Source organism: Rhizobium sp. NLR22b (assembly GCF_019685295.1).
GTDB lineage: Bacteria > Pseudomonadota > Alphaproteobacteria > Rhizobiales > Rhizobiaceae > Rhizobium.
Genome location: NZ_JABDWM010000035.1, coordinates 1 through 18,260 on the forward strand (window position 1 = coordinate 1; position 18,260 = coordinate 18,260).

At 61.2% G+C, this 18,260-nt stretch carries 17 protein-coding genes, 1 pseudogene and 1 riboswitch; of the genes and pseudogenes, 11 read left to right on the top strand and 7 right to left on the bottom strand.

The window, feature by feature from the left end:
* Positions 1-193 (bottom strand): annotated as a pseudogene (locus HJC00_RS30885) (sugar ABC transporter substrate-binding protein); the annotation flags it as partial.
* A 307-nt stretch (positions 194-500) separates the two neighbouring features.
* Between HJC00_RS30885 and HJC00_RS30890 the strand changes: the two are divergent.
* The 4 genes from HJC00_RS30890 (at position 501) to queE (ending at position 3,442) form a co-directional block, all read left to right on the top strand.
* Entirely contained in the window at positions 501-1,565 is a 1,065-nt protein-coding gene (locus HJC00_RS30890) for a LacI family transcriptional regulator (protein WP_210629725.1), read from the top strand.
* 85 nt (positions 1,566-1,650) lie between these two features.
* A complete protein-coding gene (gene queC, locus HJC00_RS30895; protein ID WP_221165109.1) occupies positions 1,651-2,361 on the top strand; it encodes a 7-cyano-7-deazaguanine synthase QueC in 711 nt (236 codons plus the stop codon).
* Positions 2,361-2,717, top strand: coding sequence for a 6-carboxytetrahydropterin synthase QueD (gene queD / locus HJC00_RS30900; RefSeq protein WP_210629723.1), 357 nt, complete (start codon positions 2,361-2,363; stop codon positions 2,715-2,717). Before queC ends, queD begins: the two co-directional genes overlap by 1 nt.
* Positions 2,714-3,442, top strand: a complete 729-nt coding sequence (queE, locus tag HJC00_RS30905; protein ID WP_210629722.1) for a 7-carboxy-7-deazaguanine synthase QueE — start codon at positions 2,714-2,716, stop codon at positions 3,440-3,442. Before queD ends, queE begins: the two co-directional genes overlap by 4 nt.
* A gap of 108 nt (positions 3,443-3,550) precedes the next feature.
* Here the strand turns inward: queE and HJC00_RS30910 are convergent, their stop codons facing one another.
* The 6 genes from HJC00_RS30910 to HJC00_RS30935 form a co-directional block, all read right to left on the bottom strand.
* Positions 3,551-4,774: an adenylate/guanylate cyclase domain-containing protein gene (locus HJC00_RS30910; RefSeq protein ID WP_221156773.1), complete on the bottom strand. Its 1,224-nt coding sequence runs from the start codon at positions 4,772-4,774 to the stop codon at positions 3,551-3,553.
* Between the two features lie 100 nt (positions 4,775-4,874).
* A complete protein-coding gene (nrdF, locus tag HJC00_RS30915) occupies positions 4,875-5,849 on the bottom strand; it encodes a class 1b ribonucleoside-diphosphate reductase subunit beta (RefSeq protein WP_210629720.1) in 975 nt (324 codons plus the stop codon).
* A gap of 174 nt (positions 5,850-6,023) precedes the next feature.
* Positions 6,024-8,192 carry a class 1b ribonucleoside-diphosphate reductase subunit alpha gene (nrdE, locus tag HJC00_RS30920; protein WP_221165110.1) on the bottom strand — a complete coding sequence of 723 codons (2,169 nt, stop codon included), beginning with the start codon at positions 8,190-8,192 and terminating at the stop codon, positions 6,024-6,026.
* Positions 8,171-8,584: a class Ib ribonucleoside-diphosphate reductase assembly flavoprotein NrdI gene (nrdI, locus tag HJC00_RS30925; protein ID WP_221165111.1), complete on the bottom strand. Its 414-nt coding sequence runs from the start codon at positions 8,582-8,584 to the stop codon at positions 8,171-8,173. Before nrdI ends, nrdE begins: the two co-directional genes overlap by 22 nt.
* Positions 8,585-8,597: 13 nt before the next feature.
* The gene (gene nrdH / locus HJC00_RS30930) at positions 8,598-8,819 is read right to left on the bottom strand and encodes a glutaredoxin-like protein NrdH (protein ID WP_210629717.1); all 222 of its coding nucleotides are present in this window, start codon (positions 8,817-8,819) and stop codon (positions 8,598-8,600) included.
* Between the two features lie 262 nt (positions 8,820-9,081).
* Positions 9,082-9,308: riboswitch (cobalamin riboswitch) on the bottom strand.
* A gap of 385 nt (positions 9,309-9,693) precedes the next feature.
* The gene (locus HJC00_RS30935) at positions 9,694-11,904 is read right to left on the bottom strand and encodes a heavy metal translocating P-type ATPase (protein WP_221165112.1); all 2,211 of its coding nucleotides are present in this window, start codon (positions 11,902-11,904) and stop codon (positions 9,694-9,696) included.
* 70 nt (positions 11,905-11,974) lie between these two features.
* On the opposite strand from HJC00_RS30935, the gene HJC00_RS30940 reads away from it, so the two are divergent.
* From HJC00_RS30940 to HJC00_RS30970, 7 genes are all read left to right on the top strand, one after another.
* Entirely contained in the window at positions 11,975-12,397 is a 423-nt protein-coding gene (locus tag HJC00_RS30940) for a helix-turn-helix domain-containing protein (RefSeq protein ID WP_210629715.1), read from the top strand.
* A gap of 71 nt (positions 12,398-12,468) precedes the next feature.
* Entirely contained in the window at positions 12,469-13,677 is a 1,209-nt protein-coding gene (locus tag HJC00_RS30945) for a TIGR03862 family flavoprotein (protein ID WP_210629714.1), read from the top strand.
* A 181-nt stretch (positions 13,678-13,858) separates the two neighbouring features.
* A complete protein-coding gene (locus tag HJC00_RS30950) occupies positions 13,859-14,818 on the top strand; it encodes a helix-turn-helix domain-containing protein (RefSeq protein WP_210629713.1) in 960 nt (319 codons plus the stop codon).
* Positions 14,819-14,987: 169 nt separating this feature from the next.
* Positions 14,988-16,496: an aldehyde dehydrogenase gene (adh, locus tag HJC00_RS30955; protein ID WP_210629712.1), complete on the top strand. Its 1,509-nt coding sequence runs from the start codon at positions 14,988-14,990 to the stop codon at positions 16,494-16,496.
* 102 nt (positions 16,497-16,598) lie between these two features.
* Positions 16,599-16,991: a DUF779 domain-containing protein gene (locus HJC00_RS30960; protein WP_221165113.1), complete on the top strand. Its 393-nt coding sequence runs from the start codon at positions 16,599-16,601 to the stop codon at positions 16,989-16,991.
* 172 nt (positions 16,992-17,163) lie between these two features.
* The gene (locus HJC00_RS30965; RefSeq protein ID WP_210629711.1) at positions 17,164-17,760 is read left to right on the top strand and encodes a DJ-1/PfpI family protein; all 597 of its coding nucleotides are present in this window, start codon (positions 17,164-17,166) and stop codon (positions 17,758-17,760) included.
* A 23-nt stretch (positions 17,761-17,783) separates the two neighbouring features.
* Positions 17,784-18,134 (top strand): ribbon-helix-helix domain-containing protein, encoded by a 351-nt coding sequence (locus tag HJC00_RS30970; protein WP_210629710.1) that lies wholly within the window; start codon positions 17,784-17,786, stop codon positions 18,132-18,134.
* Positions 18,135-18,260 lie beyond the last annotated feature (126 nt).

Genomic DNA, 18,260 nt, shown 5'->3' on the forward strand with positions numbered 1-18,260 from the left:
CGGCAACCGGGACGTCCTTCCAGGCAAAACCTTCCTTCGATAGATCCTGCTTCAGGACGTTCAAAGCCGCTGCCTCGCCCCCCGACGTCCACCAGTGCAGCATCTGCACTTCCTTCACGTCGGCAGCATGGGCCACACCCAAACCAGCAACCATCACGACAGCAATCGCCGCCGAGCTCATGAACTTGCGCATGAATTTCCTCCCGTTTGAAATTGGCGGCAGGACCCTCCCCGCCACCAGATGCGTCCCGCCATTGCAGCAGTCGGCATGAAGCCGCGCTCCTCCGCGCGGTTAACAATTTAAAACGTTATAAGCTCTTGGTCGTCAAGCCCTTTCTCGACTCCCGAGAAAAATATGGCTATTGCCATAACCTGTTGAATTACATTCAAATAGTCCAAAAGGATAATGAGGCGTTAAAATTTAAATCGTTTTCATTGCCAGATTGCGCACCTGAGTCATCGTGTTATTGTATCGGCAATTCCAGCATGGAAAGCCCAGAGTGACCGAACCGTCCCGGCCGCATCGCGGTGAAAATCTCGATCTCGCCCGCAAGCGCGGCAAGCCGACCTTGCGGACGATCGCCACCATCGCCGGTCTGGCGGTGACGACGGTGTCACGAGCACTTTCCGATGCGCCGCAGATTTCGCTCGAGACCCGCCAACGCGTGCACCGCATCGCCCGCGAGATCGGTTATCTTCCGGATCGGGCGGCGCAGCGTCTCAAGACGGGCCGCACCAATGTCGTCGCCATCCTGCTCGATCCCCACGAGGAGGTGGTCGGTTTCACCACCTCGATCATGTACGGCATCGCCAAGGCGCTGAAAGAAACACCCTACCATCTTGTCGTCGCCCCAAACTTCTTGTCGACGACCAACGCCGAAGCCGCCGAATACATCATCCGCAACCACCTTGCCGACGGGCTGATCTTCACGCGGACCGAGCCGCTCGATGCCCGCGTCCGCCTGCTGCTCGAAGCCGGCTTTCCCTTCATCTGTCACGGCCGCACCGAATTTTCGACACCGCATCCCTATGTCGACTACGACAATTTCACCTTTGCCTATGAAGCGACGCGCCGGCTGATCGCCAAGGGCCGCACCAAGGTGGCGGTGATCCTGCCGCCGAAACGGCTGACCTTCTGCCAACATATCCTGCACGGCTTCATGACGGCGGTGCGCCAGGCGGGCGTCGCCTATGATATCCCCGAGACAGTCGATCTCGACACGCCGGCGGATGTGCTTCGCGACTTCATCCGCAACCGCGCCGCCGCCCCGGGGGCTTCCGATGGCTTCGTCTGTCCCGGCGAAGTTTCGGCGCTTGCGGTCATCAGCGGCATGAACGATGCCGGCCGCACACTCGCCGGCGACTACGACATCGTCGCCAAGGAGACATCCCGCCTTCTCACCCAGTTGCACCCGAAGGTCGACACGATCCACGAGGATTTGACGGCGGCAGGAGAGGATCTCGGCCGCATGCTGCTGCAGCGCATCAATAATCCCGACGCCGAGGATTTGCACCTCCTGCTGCCGCCGCAGATCAACTTTCCGATCGAAGGGCGGTCATATTAAAACTGTTTTCATGGCGCGTGATTTGACTTAGAAGCACCACGTAATCCGGTCGCAGCCCACCCGGTCAAAACAAGGGATCCAAAATATGAAAACCATCGTTGTCTGCTCCGGCGGACTCGACTCTGTTTCGCTTGCCCACAGAATGGCGGCGGAAGAACAGCTTATCGGCCTCGTCTCCTTCGACTATGGCCAGCGGCATCGCAAGGAACTCGACTTCGCCGCCAAATGCGCGGCGCGGCTTGCCGTTCCCCATCATATCATCGACATCGCCGCCCTCGGCGGCCATCTCAGCGGATCGGCCCTGACCGACAATGTCGATGTTCCAGACGGCCACTACGCCGAGGAAACCATGAAGGCCACTGTGGTGCCGAACCGCAACGCCATCATGCTGGCGATCGCCTTCGGCTTGGCGGCCGCACAGAAAGCGGATGCCGTTGCCGTCGCCGTGCATGGCGGCGACCACTTCATCTACCCAGACTGCCGTCCGGGCTTCATCGATGCTTTCCAGCGCATGCAGAACGAGGCGCTCGACGGTTATGCCAGCGTCAAGCTGCTCGCACCCTATGTCGAGGCTTCCAAAGCGGCGATCGTGGGCGATGGCGCAAAACATGGCACGCCCTTCGCGGAAACCTGGTCCTGCTACAAGGGCGGCAATTTCCATTGCGGGCGTTGCGGAACCTGCGTCGAACGCCGCGAAGCCTTCCATCTTGCCGGTGTCGCCGATCCCACGGAATATGAGGACAGCGACTTTTGGAAAGCGGCGATGTCGCAATATGCCACGACGGAGGTGCGTTGATGTACCGCATCACCAAGGAATTTCATCTCTCTGCCTCGCATCAGCTGGACCATCTGCCGGGCGATCATCAATGCGCCCGGCTTCACGGCCACAACTATATCGTGGTCGTCGAGCTCTCTGCCGAAACCCTCAATGACGACGGCTTCGTTCGCGACTATCACGACCTCTCACCGCTCAAGCGCTATATCGACGAGGCTCTCGATCATCGCCATCTGAATGACGTGTTCGGTCATTCGAAAGTCACCTCCGAGTTCCTGGCCAGGCATTTCTACGACTGGTGCAAGCAGCGCTTCCCCGAAACTTCGTCCGTCCGTGTCAGCGAGACGCCCAAGACCTGGGCGGAGTACAGACCATGAGCGCGGAGACCATCCGCATCAGCGAGATCTTCGGCCCGACCATACAGGGCGAAGGCGCATTGATCGGGCTGCCGACGGTGTTCGTCAGGACGGGCGGCTGTGACTATCGCTGCTCCTGGTGCGATAGCCTTCACGCGGTCGACAGCGCGTTCCGAGATCAATGGATGCCGATGTCCGTCGAGGCGATCTGGCAGGAGGTCACCAGACTTTCCGGAAGCAGACCATTGACGGTTTCCCTTTCCGGGGGCAATCCCGCTATCCAGCCCCTGGGGGCGCTGATCGAACTCGGTCATTCCCAGGGATATCGCTTCGCGCTGGAAACGCAGGGAAGTGTGGCGCGGAACTGGTTTCGCGATCTCGATGTTCTGGTGTTGAGCCCCAAGCCGCCGTCGAGCGGGATGCAAACCGATTGGGGTGATATCGACGACTGTCTACGGCTGTCCGCCGGCGGGCCGGAGATCGCGCTGAAAGTCGTCATCTTTGATGATGTCGACTACGCATTCGCGCGAGAGGTGGGCCAGCGCTACCCTTGTATTCCCCTGTACCTTCAGCCGGGCAACCATACACCGCCGCCGCCCGAAGACGACGACGCGCGCATCGATATCGACGGCGTGATGGATCGCATGCATTGGCTTGTCGAGAAGGTGACGGTCGACCGATGGTTTGCGCCGCGCGTCCTGCCGCAGTTGCACGTGCTGCTTTGGGGAAACAAGCGAGGCGTCTGAGCCCGCCTAAAGGGTGTCGCGCTCTTTCGATTCGCTCCACGCTTTAGGGTCCTTGTTCTTACGCAATTCGGCTTCGCAAAATCGCTGCGCACTTTTGCGCGACATGCTCTAGCGTGCCGGAAAAGCGAAGACATCGACAGGCTCTCCGAGCCCGCGCAGCGGGAAGGTGCCGAGACTGTCCATGTCTTTCGCGCAACCCGCCATTTCGACGAAGGCGCGCGACAAGAGCACCGGACGCCTGACCTCCTTGGTCAGGCTTTCCAGCCGCGAGGCGACATTGACCGCCGGGCCGATGACGGTGAAATCCAGCCGTCGGCGCGACCCGATATTGCCGTACATGACGTCACCGACATGCACACCGACGCCGTAACGCAGCGGTTCGCGTCCCGTGCGGCGGTGCTCCTCGTTCAGCTCGGCCATTGACGCCTGCCCCTCGCGGATCGCCTGCAGCAGATCGAGACAGGCCGTTTCCTTGGCCAACGGGAAGATCGCCAGCAGCCCGTCTCCCATGAATTTCAGGATTTCCCCGCCATGCCGTTCGATCGGGTCCGACATGGCGTCGAAATAGTCGTTCAGCAGATGGATCACGTCGTCGCGCGGCCAGAGATCCGAGATCGCCGTGAAGTCGCGCAGATCGCAGATCATGATGGCCGCGCCGACGGTCGCGCCGCTGCCGCGGGTCGTGACACCCGACAGGATATGCTCGCTCGCATGCGGCCCCACATAGGTCTGCAGCAGCGTCCGCGCCATGATGTTCTTCAGCCTGATCTCGCTGACGAGCGTTAGCGCCGGCAGGAGATCGCGCAGGAAATCGGTATGCTCGCTCGTAAAACCGCCAGGCCGAGACGTAGAAAATGTCGCGACGTGGCGTTTGCCGAAAGTGTGCTCGATCGGCCAGGCGATGTACTCCGTAAGGCCGTCGTTACGCATCTCCTGAAAGAACGGATCCTCGTCGGCGTCGGCCTTGCCTTCCAGCTGCCTGCGCACCTCCTCTGCCCCCTGATGGATCGCGTTGACGGGGCTCTTCAGGAACTCCGGCGTGTTTTCGACACCATAGGCGAATGTGTTGATCTTCGCCTCCGCCATGCCCTCCTTCCAGAGGATGCGGGCGCCTATCCATTGTGGATGGTTCGTCCTGAAATGCAGCGTCGCGCGCGCCACAGGCACTCCGGCCGCCAACAGCTTCTCGCACATTGCCACCAGGATGTTGTCGATAAAGCGCTCGCCGCGCGTCTCGTTCACCAGCCAGTCGAGGATCCGCCTCCTGCGGATCGGCCAGGTGCCTTCGTCCGTTTCAACAACAGCCCCGGCATTGTTCAAAAAAGAGGACATCGAAACCCCACTACGCCGCATCACCGACGAATACCGAATTCAGTTTCCGTGAATGTGGTCGATGGCGAAGCAAAAGATAAGGGGAGACTGCAATTAAGTCTCAGAAATCCCAGTCTTCATCTTCGGTAGCCACTGCCTTGCCGATGACATAGGAGGACCCGGAGCCGGAGAAGAAGTCGTGGTTCTCGTCGGCATTCGGCGACAGCGCCGACAGGATCGCCGGATTGACCTTGCAGGCCTCAGTCGGGAACAGCGCCTCGTAGCCGAGGTTCATCAACGCCTTGTTGGCGTTGTAATGCAGGAACTTCTTGACGTCTTCGCTGAGCCCGACGCCGTCATAGAGCGCCTCGGTATATCTCGCCTCGTTGTCGTAGAGTTCGAGCAAGAGGTCGAAAGCGAAATCCTTGATCTCCTGCCGGCGCTCTTCGGACAACAGCTCCAGTCCGCGCTGAAACTTGTAGCCGATATAATAGCCGTGCACCGCCTCGTCCCGAATGATCAGCCGGATCATATCGGCCGTATTGGTGAGCTTTGCCCGGCTCGACCAGTACATCGGCAGATAGAAGCCGGAATAGAACAGGAAGCTCTCGAGGAAGACGCTCGCGACCTTCTTCTTCAAGGGATCGCCAGAGGCATATTGCTCCATGATCAGCGCCGATTTCCGCTGCAGGAATTCATTCTCTTCCGACCAGCGATAGGCATCGTCGACATCTGGCGTCAGGCAGAGCGTCGAGAAGATCGAGGAATAGGAGCGTGCATGCACCGCCTCCATGAAGGAGATATTGGAGAGCACTGCCTCCTCGTGCGGTGTTGCCGCGTCCTCCATCAGCTTGACGGCGCCGACGCCGTTCTGGATCGTGTCGAGCAGCGTCAATCCGGTGAAGACCCGGATCGTGAGCTGCTGCTCGGCCGCAGTCAGGGTTGCCCAGGAGGGGATATCGTTCGACAGCGGCACCTTCTCCGGCAGCCAGAAATTGCCGGTGAGGCGATTCCAGACTTCGAGATCCTTGTCGTCCTCGATGCGGTTCCAGTTGATGGCGCGGACGCGGCTGATCGGCTTTACGGCTATGTTCATGATGATGATGTCTTTCCAATAGATTGTTGGCGTTCGCAGCCGCCTCACCCTACCCTCTCTCCGAGGGGAAAGGGGATGTCGCGCCTGCCGCAGATGTCTTCTCCCCATCGGGGGAGAAAGTGCCGGCAGGCGGATGAGGGGCCACTCGCGCAAAGGCTCGCGGCCGAAATCAAATCACAGCGTACAAGACACACACCCCTGCACCTCGGTGCCCGACAGCGCCATCTGGCGAAGGCGGATGTAGTAGATTGTCTTGATGCCCTTCTTCCAGGCGTAAATCTGCGCCTTGTTGATATCGCGCGTCGTCGCCGTGTCGCGGAAGAACAGGGTCAGCGACAGGCCCTGATCGACGTGCTGGGTCGCCGCCGCGTAGGTATCGATGATCTTCTCCGGCCCGATCTCATAGGCGTCCTGGTAAAAGTCGAGATTGTCGCTGGTCATGAACGGCGCCGGATAATAGACGCGGCCGATCTTGCCTTCCTTGCGGATCTCGATCTTCGAGACGATCGGATGGATCGAGGAGGTCGAGTGGTTGATATAGGAGATCGATCCCGTCGGCGGCACCGCCTGCAGGTTCTGGTTATAGAGGCCGGAGGCCATCACCGCCTTCTTCAGCGCAAGCCAGTCTTCCCTCGTCGGAACGGGGATGCCTGATTTGTCGAACAGCGCCTGCACCTTTCCGGTCGCCGGCTTCCATTCCTGCTCCGTATATTTGTTGAAATATTCGCCCGAGGCATATTTCGAATTCTCGAAGCCCTTGAAGCTGGTGCCGCGTTCGACCGCAAGCAGGTTCGAGGCGCGGATCGCGTGGTAGGTCACCGTATAGAAATAGATGTTGGTGAAATCGACGCCTTCCTCGGAGCCGTAAAAGATGCGTTCGCGGGCGAGATAGCCGTGCAGGTTCATCTGGCCGAGGCCAATCGCATGGCTCTCGTCATTGCCTTTCTCGATCGAGGGAACCGAGGCGATATGGCTCATGTCCGACACCGCCGTCAGCGCCCGGATCGAGGTCTCGATCGTCTTACCGAAATCGGCCGAATCCATCGCCGCTGCAATGTTCAGCGAGCCGAGATTGCAGGAAATGTCCTTGCCGAGATCCTTATAGGAGAGGTCGCCATTATATTCGCTCGCCTCACTCACCTGCAGGATCTCCGAGCAGAGATTGCTCATGGAGATGCGGCCGGCGATCGGGTTCGCCCGGTTCACCGTGTCCTCGAACATGATGTAGGGGTAACCGCTCTCGAACTGGATTTCGGCGATCACCTGGAAGAATTCCCGCGCCTTGATCTTCTTCTTCGAGATACGGGCGCCCGCCACCATCTCCCGGTACTTTTCCGTCACCGAGATCTCGGTGAAGGGTACGCCGTAGGCCCGCTCCACGTCATAGGGCGAGAACAGGTACATGTCCTCATTGTTCCTGGCGAGCTCGAAGGTGATATCAGGCACGACGACGCCGAGCGACAGCGTCTTGATGCGGATCTTCTCATCGGCATTTTCGCGCTTGGTGTCGAGGAAACGCATGATGTCGGGATGATGCGCGTTGAGATAGACCGCGCCCGCGCCTTGGCGCGCGCCGAGCTGGTTGGCGTAGGAGAAGCTATCTTCCAAGAGCTTCATCACCGGGATGATGCCGGAGGACTGGTTCTCGATCTGCTTGATCGGCGCGCCGGCCTCGCGGATATTCGTCAGCGACAGCGCCACGCCGCCGCCGCGCTTCGATAGCTGCAGTGCCGAATTGATCGACCGGCCGATCGATTCCATATTGTCCTCGACCCGCAGCAGGAAGCAGGAAACGAGTTCGCCGCGCTGCTTCTTGCCGGCATTCAAGAAAGTCGGCGTCGCCGGCTGGAAACGCCCGGAAATGATCTCGTCGACCATGTCACGGGCAAGCGCCTCATCGCCCCGCGCCAAGGTCAGCGCCACCATGCAGATGCGGTCCTCATAGCGCTCGAGATAGCGCTTTCCGTCGAAGGTCTTCAGCGTATAGCTGGTGTAATATTTGAAAGCGCCGAGGAAGGTCGGGAAGCGGAATTTCCGCGCATAGGCCTGATCGAACAGGCCGCGGACGAAATTGAAGGAATACTGGTCGAGAACCTCCCGCTCGTAATAGCCCTCGGTCACGAGGTAATCGAGCTTTTCCCGGAGATTGTGAAAGAACACGGTGTTCTGGTTCACATGCTGCAGGAAATACTGCTTGGCCGCCATGCGGTCCTTGTCGAGCTGGATCCTGCCCTCATCGTCATAGAGGTTCAGCATCGCGTTCAGTGCGTGATAGTCGAGTGTTTCGGCCGCTTTAAGTGGTTTTGCGCCTGTATCCCGCGTCAGATTTGTTCCCGTGTCCAAAATCGTCCCATCCCGTCTTTGACATTGGCGACATCCTCGGCTGTTCCCAGGAGCTCGAACCGGTAGAGGTACGGCACCTGGCACTTCTTCGAGATGACGTCGCCGGCAAGCCCGTAGGTCTCGCCAAAATTGCTGTTGCCCGCGGCAATCACGCCGCGGATGTTGGAGCGGTTTTCCGCCTCGTTGAGGAAACGGATCACCTGCTTGGGCACGGCGCCCTTGACGATCCCTGGGCCGCCGTCCCCACAATAGGTGGGCGAGATCAGCACATAGGGTTCGCGAATGTGGATGTCTTCAGCGCCGACGGGAATGCGCGTCGCGCGCAATCCCAACTTCTCGACGAAACGATGGGTGTTCCCGGATCGGCTGGAATAATAGACGATCAGCCCCACCGCTTTTCTCCGGTCAGGAGAGCGCGCTGATCATGTCGGGGCGGAAGCCCGCCCAATGCTGCTCGCCGGCAACGACGACCGGAACCTGCATGTAGCCCATGCCAAGCACGCGATCGAGCGCTTCGGCATCCTCGGAAATATCGACGATCTCATAATCGACGCCCAGGCGATCGAGGGCGCGGTAAGTGGCCGTGCATTGGACACAGGCCGGCTTGCTGTAAACGGTAACGCTCATCATCTTCCTCGTGATGTCAGTGAATGCAGGACACAGGACTGGGATCGGGCGCCGTGCGACGTCCGGGGCAATGCTTGATAATGATCTGGCAAAGTTGGCGCTTTAAACGCCCGACATCATCCCTCGCAGGATGTGCACGGGCGGCGGCTTTGATGTTCTCGACATGACTTCAAACCCCCGAAATGCTCATGCGGACGTTCGGGGCAGCGCAACAGACACGGATCATTCCGCTTCATGCACGCGACCTTCCGGACACCCCGCCCGTGGACGTTGCGTTCGAGGCAGGTCTCCTGGCTCACGGGTCGAAGCACCCTGCCCCAGCCTTCCCGGAGCATCATGCTCCAGTGACCTGAAATCGGACAGTTGCTCGCCGCTTACAGTTGCGGGGGCAGCTCCGGCATTGTCGCACCATGATGGCGCAGCGCACCGTATTCCCGTCTTAGCCCCCGATCCTCACGAATCGAAGGAACCTTGAACACTAGATATAGTACGCGAATCGTAATTCACGTCAACGGATGGTTTGTGCATTGCGTTACGGCAGGTTTGAAATCGCTGCATTCCTGTGAAAAACATGGACAACGAAAGCTTAACGAAAACAGGCTTGGAGATGACCGTAGTGGGGCTGGCCTATAGCCAGCTGCCAGGCTGCGGATAGACGACGCAAAACCCGCGACGTCATCCTCGGCCTTGTGCTGCCTTGTGCCGACGATCCACCCAGGTCCATTCTGAAAATAAGAGCTTTCCTGCCAGATAATTGCAGTGGTGAGATGCCCGGCACAAGGCCGAGCATGAGACCTTGTCAGCAAACCGAGCGCCGACCTAACGGATGACCGGCCCCGAATCGCTGGTCTTCAAACCGCCACCGGCAAAACATTCATCCCCGTACACGAAGCAGCCTGAGCGCGTTGATCGTCACCAGCACCGTGGCACCGGTATCGGCGAGGATCGCCGGCCAGAGCCCGGTCATGCCGGCGATCGTCGTCACCAGGAAGACAGCCTTCAGCCCGATCGCAATGGTGATATTCTCAAGGATATTGCGCATGGTCCGCTTGGAAAGCGCGATCATCCGCGCCACGTCGCCGACGCGTCCATGCAGCACGGCGGCATCCGCGGTCTCCAGCGCCACATCGGTGCCGCCGCCCATGGCGATACCGATGTCGGCGGCGGCGAGCGCCGGCGCGTCGTTGATGCCGTCGCCGACCTTGGCGACGACGAAGCCCTGACGCTTCAATTCGCCGACGACCCGCTGCTTGTCTTCGGGCATCATCTCGCCGCGCCAGTCGATATCGAGCATGCCGGCGACGGCTGCCGCCGTCCGCTTGTTGTCGCCGGTCAGCATCATCGCCTTGACACCGGCCAATTTGAGCGCGGAGAGCCCCGCCCCGGCATCCTCGCGCGGCTCGTCGCGCATGGCGATCAGGCCGGCCGCAGTGCCATTGACGAGCAGCACCGATACGCTCTTGCCCTCATCATTGAGCCCTGCAATACGCGCTTCCTGCTCCCCGTTCAGCGCCCCGCACTCGCGGGCGGCGGGCGGCGACAAGAGATCCAATGTCTCGCCGCCGACCTTGCCGGTGACACCCTTGCCCGGCAGCGCTTCCAGTTCGAAGGCCGGCGGCACGGGCACGCCGTCCGCCTTGGCGCGGTGGAGAATCGCCAGTGCCAGCGGATGGCTGGAGCCCTGCTCGAGCACAGCCGCGCGCGACAGGAGCTGCGCCTCGCCCAATCCGAAGGAAACAATGTCCGTCACCCGAGGCTTGCCTTCCGTCAACGTGCCTGTCTTGTCGAAGGCGACCATCGTCACCGTGCCGAGCGTCTCCAGCACCGCGCCGCCCTTCATTAAGAGCCCGCGCCGCGCGCCCGCCGACAGCGAAGCGGCGATCGCCGCCGGCGTCGAAATGACGAGCGCGCAGGGGCAGCCGATCAGCAGGATGGCAAGGCCTTTGTAGATCCATTCACCCCACGCGCCGCCGAGAAACAACGGCGGAACGACCGCGACAAGTGCGGCGACGACGACCACGCCCGGCGTGTAATAGCGAGAGAACCGATCGATGAAGCGCTCCGTCGGCGCCTTCGATTCCTGCGCTTCTTCCACCAGCTTGACGACGCGGGCGATGGTATTGTCGGCAGCGGCCGCCGTGACGCGAACCCTGAGCACCGCATCACCGTTGACCGTACCGGCATAGACGCCGGCATCGACGCCCTTGCGCACCGGCGTGCTCTCGCCCGTCACCGGGGCCTCGTCGATCGCACTCTCGCCTGAGACGATGACGCCGTCCGCCGAAATGCGGTCGCCGGGGCGAACCATGATGACCGCGCCGACGGCAAGGCTTTCCGCCGGCACCTCCCGCATCTGGCCATTGTCTTCGAGCAGCGCGGTTTTCGGCACCAGGGCCGTCAGCGACTGGATGCTTTCGCGCGCCTTGCCCGCCGCCACGCCTTCGAGCAACTCGCCGACGAGGAACAGGAAGACGACGGTCGCCGCTTCCTCGCCCGCATTGATGATGACGGCGCCGACGGCGGCGATCGTCATCAGCATCTCGATCGAAAACGGCGTGCCGGACAAAGCCGCCATGACGGCTCGCCGCGCAATCGGCAGCAGACCGACCAGTATCGCGACGAAGAAGGCGTAGGACGCACTCGCCGGCACCACATGGCCGACGGCATAGGCGGCAACGAGCGCTCCACCCGAAAAAATGGTCAGCCGGCCCTTCCTGCTCCGCCACCAGCGACCGGCCATCGGCGCATGGTCGTCCCCATGCCGGCCGTCAATTTCCTTCTCGTCGTCATGGGCATGGTCGTGATCATGAGCGGTATGATCGTGATGATGGTGCGGGCGGTCTTCACGCGCGAGCTTCGCATTTCCGGTAAACGGCGAGACGGAATAACCAAGCCCCGTCACCTTCCTCTGGACTGCCTTGAGATCGCTGCTGCCGTCATGCCGGACGGTCATGGTGCCCGTCACCACCGAGACGGAGACATCGACAACACCTGCTACGCGCCTGACCGCGGTATCGATCTTGGTCGCGCAGGCAGCGCAATCCATGCCGCCGACCCTGTATCGTGTCTCGCTCGTCTCAACCATGATGCGCTTCCTTGTCAAACAGAAGCACCCCTCCTACATCCTCTAGCGACTAGAGGTGCAAGAGAAAATCATGAAAAAGATTACGATTGGCGAAGCGGCCCGCCGAAGCGGCGTCAAGGTGCCGACGGTGCGCTATTACGAGAGCATCGGCCTGCTCGCGGCCCCGAGCCGCAGCGAAGGCAACCAGCGATCCTTCGAACCTGCCGATATCAGCCGCCTCACTTTCATTCGTCATGCCCGAGAGCTCGGTTTCGAGATCGAGGCAATTCGCACGCTGCTCACATTGCAGGATGATCCAAACCAGTCCTGCGCCTCGGCCGACGCCATCGCCAAGGCTCGCCTCGCCGAAGTCGAGCAGCGCATCCGCAGCCTGATGGCTTTGAAGGCCGAGCTGGAAATGATGGTGGAGAGCTGCGGCCACGGCCGCGTCGACCAATGCCGCGTCATCGAGGTTCTCGCCGACCACGGTCAGTGCACACATTCTCACCATTGACGAACCTGTACTCTTGCAGGTGATCGGCGCCCGCGGCAAAACTGCGCCGGAAGGAATCGGGCGAAGACATCATGAGCCAGAAACGGATTGCGATCATCGGCGGCGGCCCCGCGGGTCTTGCAGCTGCCGAGCTGCTGTCGCTCTCCGGCCATGCGGTAACGATCTATGACGCCATGCCGACCTTCGCTCGCAAGTTCCTGCTGGCCGGCAAATCAGGCCTCAACATCACCCATTCGGAGGACTATGCCCGTTTCGTTACGCGCTTCGGAACGGCTTCAGCCCGTCTGCGTCCCGCTCTCGATGCCTTTACTCCCGGTGATATCAGGGATTGGGCCGCAGGGCTTGGTACCGAGACCTTCGTCGGCTCCTCCGGCCGGGTTTTCCCGAAGGTGATGAAGGCTTCTCCTTTGCTGCGTGCCTGGCTCAAACGGCTGGAAGAGCGGGGGGTTGCGTTGCGCACCCGCCACCGCTGGACCGGCCTTGTCGAAGACGGTTACGTTTTCGAAACGCCGGAAGGGCGTAGCATCGCCCATTGCGACGCCGCCCTGCTGGCGCTTGGCGGCGCAAGTTGGCCGCGCCTTGGCTCGGATGCGGCCTGGCTGCCGTGGCTGACCGAGAGAGGCGTCGAAATCGACGCCTTCCGGCCCGCCAATTGCGGCTTCGTCGTCGGCTGGAGCGCCAGCTTCAGTACGCGTTTCGCCGGCGAGCCCGTCAAGTCGGTCACCGCCACATCCGAAGCCGGCACCTTTCCCGGCGAGTTCGTCATCACCGGCAGCGGCATCGAAGGCAGCCTGGTCTACGCCCATGCGGCCAGCCTCCGCGACCGGCTGCAGCACCACGGCAACGCTGCCCTGACGCTTGACCTCGCCCCGGGCCGGACGACAGAAAGGCTGGCGCGCGACTTGAGGCGGCAGGACACCAAGTCGAGCTTTTCAAACCGCCTGCGCAAGGGCGCTGGGCTTGACGGCGTCAAGGCGGCATTGCTGCGCGAACTCGCGCCCGCCCGCGACTGGACCGATCCCGAACGTCTCGCCGGCGCGATCAAGGCTCTGCCGGTACCGGTTCTCGATACGAGGCCGATCGCCGAGGCGATCTCCTCTGCAGGTGGCATCCGCTGGACCAGCATCGACGAAGGCTTCATGCTGAAGGCGCTGCCGGGCACCTTCGTCGCCGGCGAGATGCTCGACTGGGAGGCGCCGACCGGCGGTTATCTCCTCACCGCCTGCCTTGCGACCGGCAGGGCAGCCGCGCGCGGCATCGAGGCCCGGCTGTCGCGATAGACATCGTTGGTCTTGAACCAGATCTAGATCAATGAAGTGGAGCACGATGTCGTGCGACCATCCTTGAAGCTTTTCAGCACTGCGTCTGATCACCAAGGGCGAAGAGGGAGGCCGCCGAGCGTGCAATTGCAAACCGGCCGCTTTTCCATCAGACTATGCTGAAGTTCCGTGGGAGGAGCAGATGCAGGAACAGTCAGCACATGCGGAGCATGTCTATACCTCTGCGCAACGGAATTCCGCTGCTGCGAGTTCTCCGATCGTCGCGTCGTGGCGGCGGTGTATGACCATGCATCGCCTCGTTCCCGAGGACGAACGCCCGCCGGTGCGTCTTACCGACCAGGAATTTCTTGACGCTCGTAAACAGTCGGAACAGCTGATCGCCGGCGCAACCGAGGAACTTGACCGCCTCTTTACCACGGTCGGCAGGGCCGGCTGCTGCATTCTTCTGACGGACAGGAAGGGCATTGCGCTGGAGCGCCGGGGCTCTGCCGGCGACGACAAGGATTTCTATGATCTTGGCCTATGGACCGGCTCGGTATGGACCGAGGCGAGCATGGGCACCAACGGCATCGGAACCGCCCTTGCCGACGAGCGTTCCGTCGCCATTTTTCGGGATCAACATTTCTTCTGCTCGAATATCCGCCTGAGTTGCACGACGGCCCCGATCCGCGATCATCGCGGCGAACTGGCCGCTGCACTAGACATCTCCACCTGCCGCGACGAGGTCAACGAGATGACGCTGGCGATCCTCACGCAGACCGTGCGCGACGCGGCGATGCGCATCGAGCTCAATCTCTTTCGATCGGCCTTTGCCGGCGCCCGTTTCCTGATGGTCCCGACGAGCGCGAATTCCGCCGCCGCCCTGCTTGCCGTCGACAGGCATGACCTTGTCCTTGGCGCCACCCGCGCCGCCCGGATCGCGCTGCAATTGGACGACAAACGGATCGCGGCCGGCATCCCCGCCGCCGATGCGCTCCATGAAGCCGCCGTCTCACAACAGGAAGAGATTGTGGAAGCGGAAAAAGCGGCCCTGCTGCGAGCGCTATCGCGCACCAGCGGCAATGTCTCACAGGCGGCGATCGCCCTCGGGATCAGCCGCGCCACGCTCCACCGGAAGATGAAGAAGTTGGGCCTGCATTAAACCAGGCGCCAGCGGTTCCATAGGACATCGCAATCAAAACGCGACCCTGTCGCATGTCTGCGACAGTGTGCGCTGCGGTATTGATCCTCCACCCTGTTCCCTTCGGCAAAACGCGCACATTTTGCTCCCACTGGTTCGATTGGAACCTGGATCATCAAGGGAGGATGACATGCTTCATCAGAAAATCGTGGAATCGCCGTTCAAGCTGAAATACGGCAACTATATCGGCGGCGAATGGCGCGAGCCGGTCGAAGGCAGATACTTTGAAAACGTGACGCCGGTCACAGGCGGAAAACTCTGCGACATCCCGCGCTCCGATGAAAAGGACATCAATCTCGCGCTGGATGCGGCCCACGCGGCCAAGGAAAAATGGGGCCGGACTTCGGCTTCCGAGCGCTCCAATATCCTCATGAAGATCGCCCAGCGGATGGAGGACAAGCTGGAACTGCTCGCCCAGGCCGAAACCTGGGACAACGGCAAGCCGATCCGCGAAACCATGGCGGCCGACATTCCGCTGGCCATCGACCACTTCCGCTACTTCGCCTCCTGCATCCGCGCCCAGGAAGGTTCGATCGGCGAGATCGACCACGACACCATCGCCTATCACTTCCACGAGCCGCTCGGCGTTGTCGGCCAGATCATTCCGTGGAACTTCCCGATCCTGATGGCGACCTGGAAGCTGGCGCCGGCACTTGCCGCCGGCAACTGCGTCGTGCTGAAGCCGGCCGAACAGACCCCCGCTTCGATCCTGCTCTGGGCGGAACTCGTCGGCGACCTGCTGCCGCCCGGCGTGCTCAATATCGTCAACGGCTTCGGCATCGAGGCCGGCAAGCCGCTGGCGACCAGCCCCCGCATCGCCAAGATCGCCTTTACCGGCGAAACGACGACCGGCCGGCTGATCATGCAATATGCCAGCCAGAACCTCATTCCTGTGACGCTGGAGCTCGGCGGCAAATCGCCGAACATCTTCTTCGCCGATGTGATGGCCGAGGATGACGACTTCCTCGACAAGGCGCTCGAAGGCTTTGCAATGTTCGCCCTCAACCAGGGTGAAGTCTGCACCTGCCCGAGCCGCGCCCTCGTGCAGGAATCGATCTACGACCGCTTCATGGAAAAAGCCGTCAAACGCGTCGAGGCGATCAAACAGGGCAACCCGCTCGATCCGGAAACGATGATCGGCGCCCAGGCATCGACGGAGCAGCTTGAGAAGATCCTCGCCTATCTCGACATCGGCAAGCAGGAAGGCGCCCAGGTTCTGGCCGGTGGCTCGCGCAATGATCTCGGCGGCGAACTGGCGAACGGCTATTACGTCAAGCCGACGATCTTTAAGGGCCACAACAAGATGCGTGTGTTCCAGGAAGAGATCTTCGGGCCGGTGGTGTCGGTCGCGACCTTCAAGACCGAGAAGGAGGCGCTGGAAATTGCCAACGACACGCTCTACGGTCTTGGCGCCGGCGTCTGGAGCCGCGATGCTAATCGCTGCTACCGGTTCGGCCGCGAGATCCAGGCCGGCCGCGTCTGGACCAACTGCTACCATGCCTACCCCGCCCATGCCGCCTTCGGCGGCTACAAGCAATCCGGCATCGGTCGCGAAACCCACAAGATGATGCTCGAGCATTACCAGCAGACCAAAAACATGCTGGTCAGCTACAGCCCGAAGGCACTGGGTTTCTTCTGAGAAGCTTTCTGAATGATGGGAGGGGAGTGTCAAAGCCCCTCCCTAACCCCTCCCCACAAGGGCCCTTGTGGGCAGGGGAACCGAGACCTTGGAGGAAGAACCATGGAAACGACCGTCAACGGCGAACCGCGTGTTCTCGCCACCGATGCGGCCCTCGATCTGATCGCGGAAATCAAGCGGGATCATCCCGATATCCTCTTCCACCAGTCCGGCGGCTGCTGCGATGGCTCTTCGCCGATGTGTTATCCTGCCAATGAATTCATGGTCGGCGACAGCGACGTCAAGCTCGGCGAGATCGGCGGCGTGCCGGTCTATATCAGCGCAAGCCAGTTCGAGGCATGGAAACATACGCAGCTTATCATCGACGTCGTGCCGGGCCGCGGCGGCATGTTCTCGCTCGACAACGGGCGCGAGAAACGCTTCCTCACCCGTTCCCGTCTCTTCGGCGGCGGCGAGGCCTGTGCCCTCCCGGATGCGACGGTCAGGACGGTTTGATATCTGCCGCTTGATGGACGCAACCGTTTTACATCCGGAAAGGGATCCGAGAACGCTCCCGTCGCGATGCTCACCTGGTTCCGGCCGAGAATTTCGCCTGTAGTATTCCCATAGTACCTGCTGCTGGGCGGTCTTTGTTAATCTTCGTCTGTTGGTTTCCAAGGAGGATGCGATGCCAGCTTCTAAGATCCTGATGATCACGGGTGACTTCACCGAAGATTATGAAACGATGGTGCCGTTTCAAACGCTGCTCGCCTGCGGCTATACGGTCGATGCCGTCTGCCCGGGCAAGAACGCGGGTGAGACCGTCGCCACCGCCATTCATGATTTCGAGGGCGATCAGACCTACTCGGAAAAACGGGGCCATAATTTCGCACTGAACGCCACTTTCGACAGCGTTCGGGCGGAGGATTACGATGCCCTGGTCATCCCAGGCGGCCGCGCGCCGGAATATCTTCGCCTCAATGCCGACGTCATCCAATCGGTCCGGCACTTCTTCGATGCCGGAAAGCCTGTGGCCGCCATATGCCACGGCGCGCAGCTGCTTGCCGCCGCCGGCGTGTTGAAGGGCCGCACCTGCTCGGCCTATCCGGCCTGTCGGCCGGAAGTCGAACTTGCCGGCGGCATTTACGCCGATATTTCCATCACCGATGCGGTCTCGGACGGCAACCTGGTCACGGCGCCGGCCTGGCCGGCGCATCCCTCCTGGCTGCGGCAGTTCATGGCCGTGCTCGATGCCTCGTCATTACCTGAAACCAACGCCGCCTGACGAGGCGGCGCCGGGAGGGCGACATGTGTGAACTCTTCATCAAGGCGGATGCGCGGCTATGGGAAAGCACCACCCGGTCGTTGCGCATCGATGGCATGGTCACCAGCGTCAGGCTGGAGAACTTCTTTTGGTCGAAGCTTGAGGAGATTGCCCGGCGCGACGGAATGAACGTCGTGCAGCTGATTACTCGGCTGCACCATGAATCGATCGATGCCGGCCATGATCTCGGAAACTTCACATCCTTCCTGCGCGTCTGCTGCGCTCGCTACCTGGACCTGCAGCTCACCGGTGACATCCCGGCAGATGTCACCCGCCCGATCTCTGGGTTGGATGCGCCGGTCATCCTCGGCCGCGAACGGGAAAAGTATCACTGAAGGTTAGTAGACGAGACCGGGATGATGTCGGGCGGAGCTTTCAGCTCCGCCCGCATTCTCAAGATACCTGACTGGCGCGGCTGCGCAGGGGTTGCGTTGCGGCGCAGCCTGGACCAACAATGCGCG